Below are 17,744 nucleotides of genomic sequence, written 5' to 3' on the forward strand. Positions count from 1 at the left end.
TTATGAAACATTTTATAATACTAACATTACTGGGTTTATTATTAAGTAATTTTAATGTTGTAGCACAATCTCAAACCTATAAATCCCAAATCTATATTTTTGTATCATTCTCTATGAATGACCAAGCGCTGAAAAGTTATTATTTAGAAGCACAAAAAATAGGGGCTATTTTAGTAATGCGAGGATTAAAAGATAATTCATTTTTTGAAACTAAATCAAAGGTTGATAAACTTGGTATTAGTTTCAACATTGAACCAAATTTGTTTGAGCAATATCAAATTACTTCTGTACCAGCAATAATAGTTGATGATGGTCAGGGATTGATCAAAAAATTAACAGGTCATATACCTTTACTGAAAGCTATGGAGATCATGGAGGAAAATTATTGAGAAAAACTTGTCGTAATTGGTTAATAGTTATTATGGTTATTTTATGGTCAATAATCAAAGATTTAAATTGTACTTTAGCATATGGCATGCAAAATAGTTACAATCAGGCAGAGCAATATAGAAATAGCTTAAGGATTGGTAATCCTGATCAAACTGGTAATAAGGTAATATTTGATAAAGATGCTAATGTATCAAACTTAACTAACATGCAAGATCATGATTTAACTAATAAAGGTGGAAATATGTTAAATAATAGTGAAGAAGGTAAGCTGTTGCAGCAGATGGAGATAAAAAAAATTAATGCCATGCAACAACATGATTTGAACACTAACAATCCTTTACTAATTAACTCACAGAAAATTGAAGCTGATCCGTTAATACATACTGAAGGAAGTAGCTTTAGTTCCAGTGAAACAATTAGCAAAACCAAGATTAGTAAGAGCTGCAGGGAAGGTGTTGAGTTTGAGATAGATATTATCAAGCAATTAGTCGTAGAATGGGGATTATTTGAAGGATGGGGAGAGTGGAAAGATCGAAGTATGCCGATAAGCAAGGGTGATATTGATAATACTTGGACTGAACTAAAAACTAAGGAATATTATTACGATAAAGATAATTGGTGGAGAGCAGAATATCATAGAATAAAGGAAGAAGATGATACTGTACAACAACAATTAAGAGCGATGATTGCAACTCGACAACATATCTTACTCGAAAATATTGGTGAGGTAAAAGTTGGCTATAGTGATAAGAAGAGCCGCATGTTATTTAGTAGTATAACCACGCCTATTGCTACGGCACTTAATTATAAGTATCGAGAAAAAATAAAAGAATTTAAAGAAAAAGGCGAATATTGGCAAGTTATTAATGAGGAGTCAGAACAAGTTGTAGAAGAAAATGAGTGCCATGAAATAAGTAGAAGATGTCTTGAAAGTGGCAATAAGACATTTTTTGACAAATATATTATAAGCCGCCCATGTTGGAAGGAGAAAATTAGCTATCAATGTTACTCTGAACCAGAAGATGGTTGTAAACATTTAAAATCCCAAGGATGCCAGTTGGAAAATAGTAATTGTTTAAAAAGAACCGGTAATATCTGTTTATTATGGCAAAAAAATTACACATGTTTTGGAGAGAAGAAGAGTTTAAGCTCTTCTTTGGCAGGTGCCACGATGTTTTGTCTTGGTGGAGATTGTCATACACCAACAATTGAGCAGAATAATGATATATCAAATGTTGGTTATTTAGCCATGTTAAATGAGATGAAGAAAGATATGCAAACTAATCCAATTTATGTATTTAAAGGAGAAACAAACGGTTGTAGGAAGAATATTTTTAATTTCCTTAATTGTTGTTCTTCTATGAAAGGTTGGGGGAAAGATTTGGGATTAAGTCGATGCAAAGCTGTCGAAAAAGCTCTTGCCTTAAAGCGAGAGAAAGGACAATGCCATTTTGTTGGCACTTATTGTAGTCAGCGAGATCCAATATTTAATAAATGTTTAACTAAAAAATCCACCTATTGTTGTTTTAATTCCAAGCTGGCACGGGTTTTTCAAGAGCAAGGTAAAAGACAGCTTAGTATTGGTTTTGGCTCAAGCGAATATCCAAATTGTCGTGGATTTACCGTAGGTGAATTACAAAGAATAGATTTTTCAAAGTTTGATTTGGAAGAATTATTTGCTGATTTATTGATAGAAGCTAAAAATAAGATGGGTAAAAGTTTTCCACAACAGTTGAATAATCAAATGCCAGTAATACAGAAGCAAATGCCGATTAATAGCAGGAATAATAACCATAATTTATCATATTGAGTGGTTAAAGCGGGTAATTATAACTAACTAGAATAGGTTCTTGATATTATTATAAGTTCCTAATCGTCATTACGAGGAGGCTGTAAGCCGACTAAGCAATCCATTCCTGTTCACTTTTTGGATTGCTTAGTCGCTACTAAAGTAGCTCCTCGCAATGACGCCGAGCTGTTTTTCCTGTGACTTTTAAATGCCACGCATAAGGTAAGTGGGTAATAATGTGTGTAACAATAAGTCGAGTAATAACCATAGTAACAACTTTAATGTTAATCAATTATTGGCAAACAGAATCATTTGCTGTTACTACCAAGGAAAGAGCTACCGATATGAGCAGAACAGAGACAGGAAATCTTACTAATAATCCATGGCAAGAACCGCATGGATTTTTGTGGTATAATGAGGAACAAATGCAAAAATCACCATCACATTCTAGGTCAAAACTATCATTGGAAGTCAAACAAGAACCTCATGATCAAAGAATAGAAACACTGAAGCAGCAATTTAATAGGTCTCAACGCAAGGCACTTGATAATCCAACTTTAGAGAATGTCATCAAGGCTCAAAAATGGCAAAAAATAATAATGGAGAAGTCACAAAAATTTGCTGCTATGTGGCAATTAGCAACTTTAATTGATCATAGTTTAATAAATAACAACGAACCAAGTAATAGTTTACATAAAAAATTATATCAGGAGGCAACTGAACAGGTAAATAATAACAAATTAGTCAATTTAGCCAAAGATTGGGGTTTGATTTTACAGGTGAGTAACAATTGTCCTTATTGTCAGGCTTTTGCTCCTATTGCTAAGCAATTTGCCAGCAAATATGGTTTTCAGTTATTGTTGGTTTCTAACAATGGTACGAATTTTCAGAATGTTAAAACTAGCAAAGATACTGGATTATTACGAGCTTTAAATCCCGAGAATATTGTGCCAATGTTATATTTGGTTGATAGTAGTGGTAAAAGAATATATCCGGTAGCTAGAGGAATAATTTCGGAAGATAAGATTATTGAGCATATCGTGACTATTGATCTACATTATCAAAATTTAGTAAAAAATGAAAATAATGATAAAAAATATCACTTTAACTATTAGTGGTGGCTTATATTTTAGTATTATAGTCATAATATTGTTGATTCAGGTATCAACTGCTTTGGCGTGGAATATTGGGGATGTGTTTCAAGGTATGAGTACTAATGTTACTAAGCCAGGTTCTTACCAAGACCAAGCAGCTGGTTATTATGCGGCAGGAGGATTATCAATGCGTACCAGCAAAACATCGTTTAACCCAATTAGCATGACTGCACCATCTTTGACTATGAGCTGTAATGGCATAGATGCTTACCTTGGCAGCTTTTCTATTATTTCAGGAGATGAATTGGTACAGTTGATGAAAAATATTGGCACGCAGGCTAAGGCGTATGCATTTTCATTAGGTATGAAAACATTTGCCCCACAAGTCGAGAATTCCTTAAAAGATTTACGGAATTTAGCGATGGAAATGAACCAATTTGCTAAGGGTGATTGCGAGATAACTAAAGCGATTTTTGCTTCTATTCTGCCAAAAGATTCAGCCATGCGTGAATCAGTTTGTAAAGATATGCAAGCACAATCTGGTATGGATTATTTTGCTGCTGGTAAGAGATGTCGTAATGACTTAGAGCAAAAACAAGCTTTACAACAAGCACAAAATAAAGACCCGGAATTAATGCTAAATAATTATAATATCTTTATTAAAGCAGCAGAAAAAGCTGGTATTCCAGTAGATATGCGTAGTTCAATTATGTCGATGACTGGTACTATTGTCGTTAAAAATAAAAATGTCTATTTCTTTGATTCATTGGCAAAAGATGAGAAAAGTTGGATTACACATCTTAAAGGTGGAGAATCTGCGTCAATTTATGCTTGTGATAATAGTAGTTGTTTGAATCCAACATTACAGCGGAATATTAGTATTCTACCTGAGCAATCTTATCAAGGTAAAGCAAAAACCAAGTTGGATGGTCTAAAAAGCAAATTAGCAAGTAATAGTGAGTTTAACAACGTAGATATAATGTTCTTGTCCTCAATAGGTGAGGCATTTCCTATTTATGATTATATTACTTTAGAATCAATTTCAGGAATAACTATTTTAGATAGTTCATCAGAATTAATTGCTAATTATACATTACTGCAACATTATTACTGCAACATTTAAAAGAAGTCACTTCTGAGGTGAGGAAGGCAGTAACTTTACTAAAAGCAAAGCAAGTATCTGACCAGCATTTAGTGGAATATTTAAAAGCCTTGGATCGTGTGCAACTTTTTGCTCAAGAGAAATGGAGTAACATGCTGACAAGTAGCAATCAGATAGATAGAAGAGCTAGACTGATAGAACAACATTTAATGGCTAAGGAAAGGAGCTAGTATGCTTTTAGAGATGTACATTCAACCGTCATTGCGAGAAGGTGCGAAGCACCGCCGAAGCAACCCATTCTTTCACTTTTTTGGATTGCTTTGTCGCTACTAAAGTGGCTTCTCGCAATGACGTAGCACTAGAAACAAGAATAGATAGAAGTACAAAAAATGGATTACGTAATACATACATTTGGTGGAGGAGATATATTATGGCATATATTTAATGGTATAGGTAGAGTATTTGCTTCTGATAGTGAATATTTTATGCCAGTAGGTAAGTTTGCTTTAACCTTGGGAGGTATTTGGGCTGCAACTAGAGCTATTTTTAAAGGCAATATTGGTATTTTTGCCATGGAGTGGTTTTTTCCATCTTTTTTTATTTTTATCTTCTTATTTACACCAAAAGCTACTATATGGTTAAAAGATGAGGTATCAATGAATGCTCCTGTTAAAATTGATAATATTCCAATTGGGATTGCTTTTTTTGCCTCCAGTGCATCGAAAATCAGTTATTCTTTATCAGAGATGCTAGAAAAGCATCTTTTGCCTGCAGATGAGGGATTATCTAATAGAAAAAATGGTATTATGTTTGGTGCTAAAGCTGTAGGTAAAATCAAAGATATCCAAATAGATGATCCAATAACTTTAACCAATAGTAAAGAGTTCTTACGACAATGTTTTATGAAACCTTATGTTATCGGTAATATTTTAGGCAAAAAAGGAGCAGCACAAAAAACAGACGATATAATTGGTTTTATAGAACAAAACATGCCAAATAATTTTGGTATTTATTATAAAGATCCAAGTAATTCTGCTATTAGTTTTAAAACTTGTAGGCAAGTAACGCCATTAATCAAGGCAGCTATTAATAAAGAGTTACATGAGGGATTACTAACTAAATTTGCCTCTAGCATAGGGGTACAATCTGACAGACCAGAACAGTTAAACCATAGACTAAAAGCTATGACCAGCGATACTCTGAGATATCTCAAAAAGGAACAAACAGATATTCATCAGTGGATGAAACAAGCAATGTTATTAAATGCTAATCGTGAATCCTATGATGATTGGCGGGAAAAGTTCTCGCTAGCTAGAATATATCCGCAACTAGTTAGTATGAATGCTACTCGTGGATTATTTCAACAATCATTTAGCTATTTAGTAGCAGGAGAAATGGCAGCAAGTATTATGCCAATATTGCAGTCAGTATTTTTTGCACTTGTAACCTGCATGATCTTTATAGTATTTCCAATGTCAATGCTGCCGGGTGGCTTTAATATCCTAAAAACCTGGTTATTATTGATAATCTGGGTTGCTAGTTGGTCGGTATTTTTTACTATCATTCATTGTTTGGGGATGATTAGTTTAGCTGGTAAATCTAGCTCTAGTGGATTAACTGGTTTAAATATCTTATCCCAAGGAAGTTTTTCTGAAACGATCCTGCATAGTTACGCTACCTTCCAGATGTTAGCTGCATCAGTACCAATGTTATCTTGGGCAGTATTAAAGGGCTGTGTCCATGCTACCACCACGCTTGCTAACCAATTTTCCCCAATATCAGTGGCAAGTGGCATAGGAGCAAACATTGCTGATAATAATATTTCTATGGATAACTATAATATTGGCAATAGAACAATTGCCCAGCAGAGTTTAGCCCCAACTCTACAAATGGCAGGAGGTATTATAGATGATGGAGGCATGAGAGTTACCAGCACCGATAGTGGCAAGCAAATGCTTACTGAAGCAGTAGATTCACTGGTCAATAATTACCGCTCCTCCAAATTATTACAAGATAGCTATCAAAGTCAGTTTACCAACTCACAAAGCTATCTTGATGGATTAACTGATAGGTACAGTGATCTGACAACAACAGGAGAATCTTTAACAACTGAGATAGGTAAAAGATTAAGTTATGAGGAAGCTAAATCTATAGGCATTACTGATAGTCAGTATTTAGCCTTGCAGCAAACGAATTCAGATAGCGAGTCTGCTACAGAACATACTTCTAGTAGCGATAGAAAAGGAACTAGCAGTAGCACGGAGATAAGCATAGGTGGAAATATTGGAATAGGTGCAGGAATTAAAGTTGGATCAGAAAAGACAAAAATAATTGACCAAGGCAAATCAGTAAATCAGCAACAATCCTATAATGAAGCATTATCTAAAATTAAGAGTGCTAGTAAAGAAGGCAGACTTAATCAATCTAATAGTGATGTGCAATCACTAAGTAATAATCTTAATAGTAATTTCTCCGAACAACAATCTGTTGGACAAGAAATAGCCAAAACTAAACAAAATATGGAGCAACTTAGTTATAATATCAATTATGTATCACAAAACTCTGCTACTATTGATCGTAATTTAAATGAACCAGTACTGGATAGCATAGTAGCAAAAAATATTCCTGGGGTTACCAGCAAAGAACAGGCAGCTAAATGGGCAAGTACGCACCAAAAAGAAGCAGAACAAATAGCTTTAGATATAGCTAAAATTAACAATATTGTACCTAAAACTCTTAATTCTAACAGTAGTAGCAATATTCCATCTAAACAAGAGCTAAGATCAACTTTTGATAAAAATACCAAGCAATTAAATGATCAAGCTATTATTGATAATAGAAAAAATGACATTTATGATAAGAGTGTAGAACAAGTGCTGATAAATAATACAACTGAATATGAAGGAGAAAAAATAAAAACTCTTAATCAGTTACCTGATAAAATAAAAGATAAAACTCAGCAGGTTCAGGATGAATTTAATAAGATTCCAGACTCTACTATTGTTAGAACTGCTCAGCAAGTAGCAGATAATCTTGGAGTCAGTCAAGAAAAGATTAAGCAAAGAAATATAAAGCTACCAGGATATAAAAAGGATAATGAAAATAATTGAGGGTAAATTTATGCAAAATACCAAAAAATTAATTGTTATAACTATTTTACCATTGATGCTTTCTAGCATTGTTATTGCAGAAACAAATAAGTTATTAGATCAAGATATTAAGACAAAACAGCAACAACATGAGAAAGAACAACAAGATAACATTAAAGATTCGAATATTTTAGCAGAAGAATATTTTAACATAGGCAGGTCTTTTTTTAAACTAGGAGAATATCAAGAAGCTATCAAAAATTATGATATAGCTATTAAACATAAACCAGATTATGCAGAAGCGTATTGTAATAAAGGGTTAGCTTTGAACGAGTTAGAAAAGCACCAGGAAGCTATTAAAAATTATGATTTGGCTATTAAATATAACCCAAATATTGCAGAAGCATATAATAACAAAGGAGTGTCTTATAGAAAATTAGAACGATATCAAGAAGCCATAACCCTTTATGATTTAGCTATTAAATATCAAGTTAATTTTGCAGATGCATATAATAATAAAGGGAATATTTTAAACATATTAAAAAAATATCAAGAAGCGATAGAAAATTTTGATATTGCTCTTAAATATAACCCACATTACCCAGAAGCTTATTATAACAAAGGTATATCTTTAATGTACTTAGGGTTACACCAAGAAGCAATAGAAAATTATGATCTTGCTATTAAATATAAACCAGATTACGCAGATGCCTATAACAATAAAGGGGTATCTTTGTTGTATTTAGGAAAATATCAAGAGGCAATAAAAATTTGTGATATAACGATCAAATACCAATCTAATTGTGTAGAAGCTTATAATAACAAGGGAATATCTTTAATGTATATGAGAAAATTCCAAGATGCGATAGAAAATTATAATCTTGCTATTAAATATGATCCTAATTATGTCCAAGCATACTATAACAAAGGCGTGACTCTTGAAAAATTAGGAAAGCATCAAGAAGCAATTAAAAACTATGATTTAGCTATTAACTATAAAGCTGATTTTGCCGAAAGCTATTTAGACAAAGGTATATCTTTGGTATCTTTGAGAAAACATCAAGAAGCTAAGACGAATTTTAACTTGGCTGTTAAATATAAACCTAATCTTATAGAAGAATATGAAAAAACAATTATAGGTCTAAGGAAATTAGATAATAATCGTATGGCAGATGAATTTGAACAGAAATTAAAGATATTAAAAGATAATTTGTAAACTACAGGAAGTAGCATGGATCAAAATATTGTCACTACAGAATATAAAGAGTTTTTAGAACAGTTGAAAGCACGTGTAGCTACAAGCCGTTATAAGGCAGCTCTATCAGTTAACAAAGAACTAATAATCTTATATCATCATATTGGTAGTGAAATTTTACACCGCCAACAACAATATGGTTGGGGTGCAAAAGTAATCGACAAACTTAGTTGTGACTTAATATCTGCTTTTCCAGAAATGAAGGGATTTAGCACTCGAAATCTGAAATATATGCGGCAATTTGCGGAAGAATATCCTGATTCTGCATTTGTGCAAGAGGTACTTGCACAATTAACTTGGTATCATAATTTGACTCTTTTAGATAAGGTTGCAGATAAAGAAACTCGTTTGTTTTATATTAGACATGCCATTGCATATGGTTGGTCAAGAAACATAATGGTTATGCAAATTGAGTTTGCTTTACATAAGCGTCAAGGACAGGCTATCACAAATTTTAAAGATAAACTGCCATCTCCACAGTCAGATTTAGCCCATTATACTCTAAAAGATCCATATATTTTTGACTTCCTAAGCATAGGTGATAAAGCTCATGAGAGAGAGGTTGAAAAAGCACTAATCTATCATATAGAAAAATTTCTACTTGAATTGGGAGATGGTTTTGCATTCGTAGGCAGACAATACCGTTTAGAAGTAGGTAATCAGGACTTTTTCATAGATAGTTTGTTTTATCATTTAAAGTTACGTTGTTTTGTGGTATTAGAGCTCAAAGATAAGGAATTTAAACCGGAATATGCTGGCAAAATGAACTTTTATCTCTCTGCTGTAGATGATCTAATAAAACATGAAAGCGATCAGCCTTCCATAGGGCTTATTTTATGTAAGTCCAAGAATAATGTGCTAGCCGAATACGCACTGCGGGACATGAGTAAACCAATTGGGCTTGCTGAGTATAGGTTAACTGAAAACTTGCCAGAAAATATTAAAACTGCTCTGCCAACCATTGAAGAATTGGAGGCGGAATTGTCGAAGGATTTTGGTGATGAGGGAGATGAGCAAAATAAAGATACAACACCGTGAACCAGCATAATCAAAATAACTTTACTCGAGGCTCACAAATCTTTGCTCATCAATTGAGAATGTTTGGGCAAGGAAGTATAAATGCTGTTATTGTTGGGTTAGTACTAACTATCACTTGGCTAATGTGGCGTATATATCAGAAATTATCCTTAATTAGTTTGTATTATTTTATAATAGAACGTTATGTTCAGTTAAAACTTGCAGTAGGACAATATTTTTATCCTGCTAATCAAATAGGTATCAAATTCTATTATGTAGAACAAAAAGCTTGGGTTTATCGTAATGCTGAGAAATTTATCCATAAATTTTGGTATATTACACCTCACGGAGCAAAGATTAAGACAATTGGGCAATTTTTATTACACTCAGCTTGGTTAGAAGGAATAATTATCTTTACTATTGGGGTAATAGTTTCCATAAGCTTCTTTATCTACCAAGGCAAGAAAACAATTAGTAAAGATAAAATTAGAGGAGCAGATTTTGTAGAAGCTAAAATGTTGGCTAAAATGCTGCATCAAAATAACAAAGCCTCAAAAATTAAATTTGCTGGTCTACCGTTAGTTAAAAATAGTGAGAGGCAACATATTCTAATTACTGGAACTACCGGCAGTGGTAAAACTAATCTGCTAAATGAATTGCTACCACAAATTAGAAGACAACAAGATAGAGCAATTATTGTTGATTTGACCGGTAGCTTTGTTGATAGATTTTTTGACTCTAGTTGTGATAAATTACTTAACCCCTTTGCAGATTGCACAGAGCATTGGCTGCCTTGGAATGATTGTTATGAGATTGCTGATTTTGATAATATAGCAAGTAGTTTTAGCGGCTATAATCCTAGGTTAGATGATTTTTTTGCTAAGAATGCTGAGCTAGTCTTAGCTGAAGGATTAAAATTATATCAAGATAGTAAAGATATAAAAAAGCTAATTGATAGCATTATCTATTCCGATAATAGACAATTTGCTAGAATTTTTAAAAATACTGCAGTAGCAGGTATAATAAGTAATAATGCACCTGAGACATCTTCTGGTATTCAGGCAACTATTGGCAAAAACATTGCTGCTTTACAACATTTAAAGCCTAATGGTAATTTTAGTATTAGAAGATGGTTTAGTAATCCACTTGAAACAGGTTGGTTATTTATAACTAGCACACCTAATCAAAGAGTAACATTGCGTTCATTAATTGCTGCTTGGATAAGTATTGCTATCAAAGCTCTAATGGATAGGAATACCAGTGGTAATAACAATATGTGGTTTATTGTAGATGAACTACCAACCTTACAAAAAATACCTGCCTTACCAGTTGCTTTAGCTGAAGCCCGTAAATATGGCGGATGTTTTGTTGCTGGTATGCAGAATATTTATCAGCTAGAGGAAATATATGGTTCTGCCGGCAGTAGCTCGATGCTTGATTTATTTAGCAGTAAGTTTATTTTTCGAGTTAGTGACCAACAAACAGCCCATAGAACTGCTTTAATGCTTGGTGAGCAGGAAATCATTGAAACACAAGAAAATCTTTCTTATGGCTCTAACACTATGCGGGATGGAGTAAACATGAATAACATAGAGAGAAAGAAATTATTAGTAATGCCATCTGAAATTATGAACCTACCAGACCTTACCTGTTATGTTAGGCTTTCTGGTAATATTCCTATTACTAAACTAACAATGAATTTGCAAACTCATTAAAATGTCAAAAACTATTTTAAGACATTTTTAGGGCGTTTTAATGATTTCATGTAGAAAATGCATAAAAAGAAAGAATTGCACTATAAACCCCCTTAAAACGGCTAATTTGGATTTATTTTTTATAATCTATTAGTAACCATAAAGATTTTTCTTGGATTATCAAAAATATTACTAAAAATAAATTATTTTTTCTGAGCAAGAGATTGAATAAAAGATTTGTCAAGACCAGTTACAGCAGAAATAAAGGCAAAATCAGAGCCTTGAACTAACATTTTTTTTGCTATTTCAACTCTCTCTTCAGCTTTACCTTTAGCTTCGCCGATCTGGATACCTTGAACTATACCTTTTTCTATACCCTCATCAATATACTTATCAGCAATAGTTCTCATAATATCTTTCTCCTCTGTTGCAGTTAAATGACTAGCTATTAGCCTCTCTAGTTCTTGTTGCTTACCTTCTTCTATCTTAGCGTCACTATACCATAAAAATGATTTTATGTAAATATATCCTGTTGCCTTATCTATACTAATATATGGTTTAAAATTTGTTAAAAGTTCATCCCACAACTTCAATATATCTCGCTTCTGTACATTTTTCATCATAAATTCTAACATACCGAAATGTTGCTTCTGCTTTATCTCATCATCAGAAATTGCTTGTAAATCTATTAGCTTATAATCCTCACACATTAGTTGCTTTGCAAGTTTGGGATCGCTAAATAATTCAAACAAATTCTTTGGCACATTAAATCTTCTAGTACCATGATAAAACACCATTGGTACTATCAACGGTATTTTATTCCTACCTTTTTTATGTCTTTCAGCTAATAGCAACATATATTTCCATAATTTAAGTGCCATCCAATATTTTGGTCTTATCTCCGACTCAATCAAAACATAAACAAAGGCTTGCTCATTATCTTTAGTCTTAACAGAATAGACTAAATCACTAAGAGCTCTTTTTAGGTCATCCTCAACAAATGATTCTTTCTCTATTGTTATTTTGCTTAAATCAACTATTTCCTTAACCTCTCCTGGTAAATAATGCTCCAAAAATTCTTGAGCTGCTATTTGATTGACCATTATCTTTTTAAATAATGCATCATGTTTTAGTTGATTTGACATATTCTTAATTAGTTAATTATTATTATTTTTAATATAATCTATATAGTACCTTTAACTATTATTACTTGGTTTTTCTGCGTCTCTGCTGCATTTTGTAATTCATTTTTTATTTCCTTACCTATTATTGATTGTGGGTTGATATATTGCATCACTTGTTTATCTTTGCCTATAGCAACCAAATAATCTTCTGCTACTAAGTAGCTTTTACCTTTAAAATCATCTATTACTATATCATAAAATTTAACAGCACTAAGATTATAATTAGGATCAAATTTATTTTTCATTATTTGCAAATCTTTTGTTATTTTCTGCTCAATAGCTTTAGAACAACTATCATTACTATAGATAATAAAAGATTCTATACCTTTTTTCTTATATATCTGTAAGGCTGTATTTATATTCTCTTTGGTAGTAAATCTTTCCAATGATTTTATCTGCTGTTGAAACTCCTGTAACATATTATTACTTGCTGATTTTCTAAGCTCTAACTCTACAGATGTGATTTGTGACTGATTATTATCAGTCTTACTATTGTCAATTGGTTTTAATGACTCAGTAAATTTAGTTGTTTTTTCGTTTAGTGTTTCATTTGTTGTTAATTTTGCTATTTCAGGTTCTATAAGATTTTTTATGGATTTTGCCCCTTTAGTTTTGAGCATATCGTTAAAATCTCCTATATCTTGCGGCATTATTACCAATACTACTGCCCCTTTATTTGCTAATTGTTCTTTAGCTTTAGTGACAGTATTAACTGATATGCTACTTTGTCCATCATTATCTGCCGCAATAATTATCTTCTCTCCTGTTGTAGGCTGATAATTTTTGATATTATTTATCCCTAAGCTACAGATAATTTTACCTTTAATACCTGCTTCCTGCACGCTTAAAGCTGTTTCTACTCCTTCTGCTATAATTGTTATATTACTCCTTAACTTATTCTCCTGTTGATTATCTTGTTGAATTTTTACAAAAGAACCACTAATTTTACCAAATGAACGTTTATTAACGGCAATATCAGCTTTAGTAGCTGTTTCTTTATCTAAATAGATCGATTGTCCACCAGTGATTCTACTTTGTTGATCTCGTGCGAAGGCAATTAAGGCTGGATAATATTGTTTGCTGCCATTATCCCACATCATGTTAGTTTTAATATCCCCGCTTAACTGCAATTTTTCTAATATTGTCTTAATTCCACGGTGCTTACCTAAATATTGTCTAGCTACATTATTATTGCTAGAATATAGTACAGAACTTGATTTTTCATATAATCCTTCCGCTTGTTTTATCTTAGCTGCTTCTTTGTCTTGTTCCTGTTGATTTTGGGTTTTAGTTTGCCTGTAAGGCGTATCTGCTGGCAAATTTGCTAGCAGGTCTTGTTTATGGACAGTTGGCATACCAACTATTTCTTGTAAATATTTCTTGGCTTCGACAAAGTGACATTTTCTTTCTCTTTGTACTAAAGTAAATAAATCCCCACCCTCATCTTTACTAAAATCATACCATATCCCAGCCTTGCTGCCTTTAATCTTCATTGCTATTTTACCATCTTTCTCCCAGCGTAATATATAATTATTGGATAAAAGCTCATTTGGTCTACCAAGAAGACTATGTGCTATGTCTTCAACTTTTAAAGATAGTAATTGCTTTAACTTTATACTCTCTTGCTTGTTAATTAAATCATAATTAATGATGTTATTTGTCATATTTTTATCTTTTATATTATCCTGAGTAAAAGTGTTATTTGTCATAATATCTTCTTGTGATTTAGTATTTATTTTTGGTTCTTGTTTATTACTATTAGTTAACATTTGACAAGAGTTATTTAACCCTTTTGCAGTTGATTATTTTGAGCAAGATTCATGCTAGTCTGCTGCAAAACTTCTACTACTTTAACAAGTGACTCTGCTGTTACTTTAGGTTGATAATATTGCTTATTATTATGCAATCTATCCTCTATGTCATTGGCTACATATTTAAACCAATTACCTAGTTTATTGATGATAGTAGGATTCTTATCTTCATGTGTTTTGTTTAAATCTTCTAAAGTTTTAAAATGCATACTTGCTAGTCTATTATCTATTCTAGCAAGTTGTGATATTAAACTTGCCATATTTCTTGTAGCTTGCCTATTACAGTATAGCTTTACTTGTTCTATATGCCTAGTCATCTCAACATAAGAGTTCCGAACATTACCAGCTAGATTATGCAAAACATATACATCTTTAATTGATGCTCCTTGAGTTTTAAAGACTGTAGAAGCGTAGCCGTGTTTAAAACTTATCTCTTCTGGATTAAATGCTATTTCTCTGCCTTGATCTGTTTTAGCTACAAACTTATTGTCACTTACTAAAACTATGGTAGCAAATTCACCATTTTCTATTTGTAGCTCTTTGTCAGTCACTTTAAATAAAATACGATCTCCTACCATATAATCTTCATATTGCTTATCTGATTTTGACTCTAGAATAAAGCGACGATATTCTTTACCCGTTAGTAATCCACTTGCTTTTAATAATTCTCTTATTCCTTGATTAATACTATCTACTTCTTGGTTACCTACAGTAATTATTAAACGCTCTTGCAGATTAAATCTACTACTATTCCAATCATTAATTAATCTTGCCATTGATTCTTCCAAAGTATGATCAATCTTTAACCCATTATGCCTCTCTAATAACAGTAGCCCAGCTGCAATATCCGACTTGGCAAAACATAAAGCCATTTCTCTTGCCCACTGCTGGCTTTGTCTTCTAATATCACTGAGTACATATGAACCAAATGTACTGGCAAATATTTCAAACATTCCACCTCGCTCGATTGAGGTTAGTTGCTTCTCATCTCCTGCTAATATTAAATTACAGTTAGAGCTTCTTGCTATCTTAAATAATTCTAAATAATCACTATTACTTACCATTCCTGCTTCATCTACTACTAGTAAACTATTATTTGGCAGAGTAATTTTACCATTATACAATTTAAATAAAAATCCCTTTACCGTATAACATTGTTGATAACCCTTACTTTTTAGCTCTGATACAGCTTTATTAGTAGGGCTAAGTCCTATAATATTTTGTCCATGGTAAGTAACGAGTTTATAGGCAGTAGCCAGTATTTGTGATTTACCAGTACCAGCTCTACCACGCAGCATTGTTATCCCATTATATTGTAGCAAAATATGTTGTAGTGCTTCTCTCTGAGACTCACTAATGTTATAAAGTTTTGCTATATCTTATTTTAAGCTTGCTATATTACCTACTATATGATAATTGATATTATCATGAATTTTATTAGCTATTCTAAGTAAACGCGTTTCTTCTTCTCGAATGTCGCAAGTAGTGTAATATTTAATATCTTTGCCATCTTCATTATATAGTTTTACTAATCTGTCTGAATTTAATACGCCTTGCATTAACTTTTGCTTTTCCTCTTTCCCTTGAATTTCTTTAACCGCTCTTACTACATCTTGTTTAGTAAAAATAGCTTGATGTCTTATAATACGATTTAATACCCCATCACTATCTTTAATAATTTTTAAATGAGCTAGCTTGTGTAGATCATTTTGCTCTGCTATTTCATTAATGATGCCTCTCATTCTCACAGGACCAAGATGTTGTTGTGGCATCATGCTTATTGAGTCCACTCTATTTTCTAAACCTAATTTAGCAAAATATCTGTTTATTACTTCTTTGGCTCTCTGATGAATCATCTGTGATTCTGGAATAATAAATGCTTTACCGTTAACTTTTTTAAATTCAGGATTTAAATCTACTGCTTTTGCTCCTAAACTCTTACCGTCTTCTGTAAATCTCCTAGTAGTAACGAGCAGATGAGCATGCCAATTTCGTTCTCCATTATGGGGTTTATGTATATCTACTTGCACTCCTAAACCATTTTTTACCCATGCCATCTCTTCTATTATTTCATGGGTAATGGCTATTCTATCTTGTAAATCTAGCTCCTTATCATCAGGCAAGGCTATAACAACATCTTTTAATAACTGGCTATTTTTTCTTTTTTCTGCACATTCTACCTCATTCATCAATATTTCAGGGTCTTTAAATCTTCCATCTACATAGCTAGGTAGTAAAACTGTATGATAAACGTTATCTCCTTTTTTAGCAAAATTATAAGTAACATTAGTCTGCTGATCTTTAATAATCATCCTCGCATTATAAGCAGCTTTACAACAGCTATTTCCTCCTGAGCTTCTACTTACTATCTCGATCCTTGCAAATTGTATCGCCATAATTCTTTACTGTTCATTATCTCAATCTTGCATTACATTAACATACAAATTTTAAATCATCGAGCAGAATCCAGATCAAATGAACCAGCAAAAAAAGCAATAAACTTTAGTTTATATATTGCGTATTAACCTAATCTAAAGTTAGGTTAATAACCTCCTTCTTCCGTAGCTTTTCCACTGCTACTTACAATAATGACAATTATCTTTGTTTATATTTTTATATTGATTTTACGGTTTGGTGGGCAACGGGGTTGTAAAATTTTCTTATCTATTTATTATCTTATTATCACTTGTAGTCTTTTGGTTTATCAATTATCTGGTTCAGAAAAAAATATGAAGGATTTTTTATTGCTACTTAAATAAATATGTTGGACTTCTTAAATTTATTGTGCATTCATGACATGTAAACAATAATATCTAAAATACTTTTACTCATATGGATAATGTCATAAAACAAAGATTAAAATTACAACAACAGAAAGCCAAAATTATTACTAAAGAAGCTAAACTTAAAATTATAGAAAGAAAACTGCATACTCGTCGCTTAATTGAACTGGGAGGATTGATCGCTAAAGCAAAGCTTGATGACTTACCTACTAATAGTTTATTTGGTTCATTAGTTTCTTTAAAAAATGCATTAACAGACTCCCCACATATCAAAAACCAATGGACTAAAATTGGTAAAGATATTTTTGATCAAGAATTAAAAGATAAGCATCTATTATACGTGAATTCAGGATAAGCTGTATTATAATCACTTTAGATATAGGGATTCATGGCAGTTTAAAACTCCTTCTTCTCACTTTCGACAGCTGTGCCGCTTCGTGGCTTGCGATGACTGCTATTCGTTTCTATAACCTAATTTTTGTATGTGAAATATATACCTTATTCTTAGCTGTACCTCTAAAAAATCAAGCTTTTTT

Annotated in this window: 9 protein-coding genes and 2 pseudogenes; 9 read left to right on the plus strand and 2 right to left on the minus strand. The window is 32.3% G+C overall.

Annotated features, from left to right (window positions below):
- Positions 1 to 2 precede the first annotated feature (2 nt).
- The 8 genes and pseudogenes from trbC to AAGD42_RS05530 all read left to right on the plus strand — a co-directional run bounded on the left by trbC (position 3) and on the right by AAGD42_RS05530 (position 11,451).
- Complete coding sequence (trbC, locus tag AAGD42_RS05495; RefSeq protein WP_341752549.1) at positions 3 to 389, plus strand: type-F conjugative transfer system pilin assembly protein TrbC; 387 nt, start codon at positions 3 to 5, stop codon at positions 387 to 389.
- The gene (locus tag AAGD42_RS05500) at positions 386 to 2,200 is read left to right on the plus strand and encodes a conjugal transfer protein TraN (RefSeq protein WP_341752550.1); all 1,815 of its coding nucleotides are present in this window, start codon (positions 386 to 388) and stop codon (positions 2,198 to 2,200) included. Before trbC ends, AAGD42_RS05500 begins: the two co-directional genes overlap by 4 nt.
- A 215-nt stretch (positions 2,201 to 2,415) precedes the next feature.
- On the plus strand, positions 2,416 to 3,294 hold the full coding sequence (locus AAGD42_RS05505; RefSeq protein WP_341752551.1) for a conjugal transfer protein TraF: 879 nt from the start codon (positions 2,416 to 2,418) through the stop codon (positions 3,292 to 3,294).
- Positions 3,266 to 4,605: pseudogene (locus AAGD42_RS05510) on the plus strand (conjugal transfer protein TraH). The gene AAGD42_RS05505 and the pseudogene AAGD42_RS05510 overlap by 29 nt, the downstream one beginning before the upstream one ends.
- Before the next feature lie 159 nt (positions 4,606 to 4,764).
- Positions 4,765 to 7,485: a conjugal transfer protein TraG N-terminal domain-containing protein gene (locus AAGD42_RS05515; RefSeq protein ID WP_341752552.1), complete on the plus strand. Its 2,721-nt coding sequence runs from the start codon at positions 4,765 to 4,767 to the stop codon at positions 7,483 to 7,485.
- 10 nt (positions 7,486 to 7,495) lie between these two features.
- Complete coding sequence (locus AAGD42_RS05520; RefSeq protein ID WP_341752553.1) at positions 7,496 to 8,680, plus strand: tetratricopeptide repeat protein; 1,185 nt, start codon at positions 7,496 to 7,498, stop codon at positions 8,678 to 8,680.
- Positions 8,681 to 8,695: 15 nt separating this feature from the next.
- Positions 8,696 to 9,757 carry a YhcG family protein gene (locus AAGD42_RS05525; protein WP_341752554.1) on the plus strand — a complete coding sequence of 354 codons (1,062 nt, stop codon included), beginning with the start codon at positions 8,696 to 8,698 and terminating at the stop codon, positions 9,755 to 9,757.
- 59 nt (positions 9,758 to 9,816) lie between these two features.
- Positions 9,817 to 11,451 (plus strand): type IV secretion system DNA-binding domain-containing protein, encoded by a 1,635-nt coding sequence (locus AAGD42_RS05530; RefSeq protein ID WP_341760788.1) that lies wholly within the window; start codon positions 9,817 to 9,819, stop codon positions 11,449 to 11,451.
- Positions 11,452 to 11,633: 182 nt separating this feature from the next.
- Here AAGD42_RS05530 and AAGD42_RS05535 read toward each other — a convergent pair whose 3' ends face one another.
- Positions 11,634 to 12,575 carry an Rpn family recombination-promoting nuclease/putative transposase gene (locus tag AAGD42_RS05535; protein WP_341752555.1) on the minus strand — a complete coding sequence of 314 codons (942 nt, stop codon included), beginning with the start codon at positions 12,573 to 12,575 and terminating at the stop codon, positions 11,634 to 11,636.
- A 38-nt stretch (positions 12,576 to 12,613) separates the two neighbouring features.
- A pseudogene (locus AAGD42_RS05540) lies at positions 12,614 to 16,821 on the minus strand (AAA family ATPase).
- A 436-nt stretch (positions 16,822 to 17,257) separates the two neighbouring features.
- Here AAGD42_RS05540 and AAGD42_RS05545 point away from each other — a divergent pair.
- Positions 17,258 to 17,563, plus strand: coding sequence for a conjugal transfer protein TraD (locus AAGD42_RS05545; RefSeq protein ID WP_341752556.1), 306 nt, complete (start codon positions 17,258 to 17,260; stop codon positions 17,561 to 17,563).
- Positions 17,564 to 17,744: the final 181 nt, after the last annotated feature.

Source organism: Candidatus Tisiphia endosymbiont of Dioctria linearis (assembly GCF_964026545.1).
Classification (GTDB): domain Bacteria; phylum Pseudomonadota; class Alphaproteobacteria; order Rickettsiales; family Rickettsiaceae; genus Tisiphia.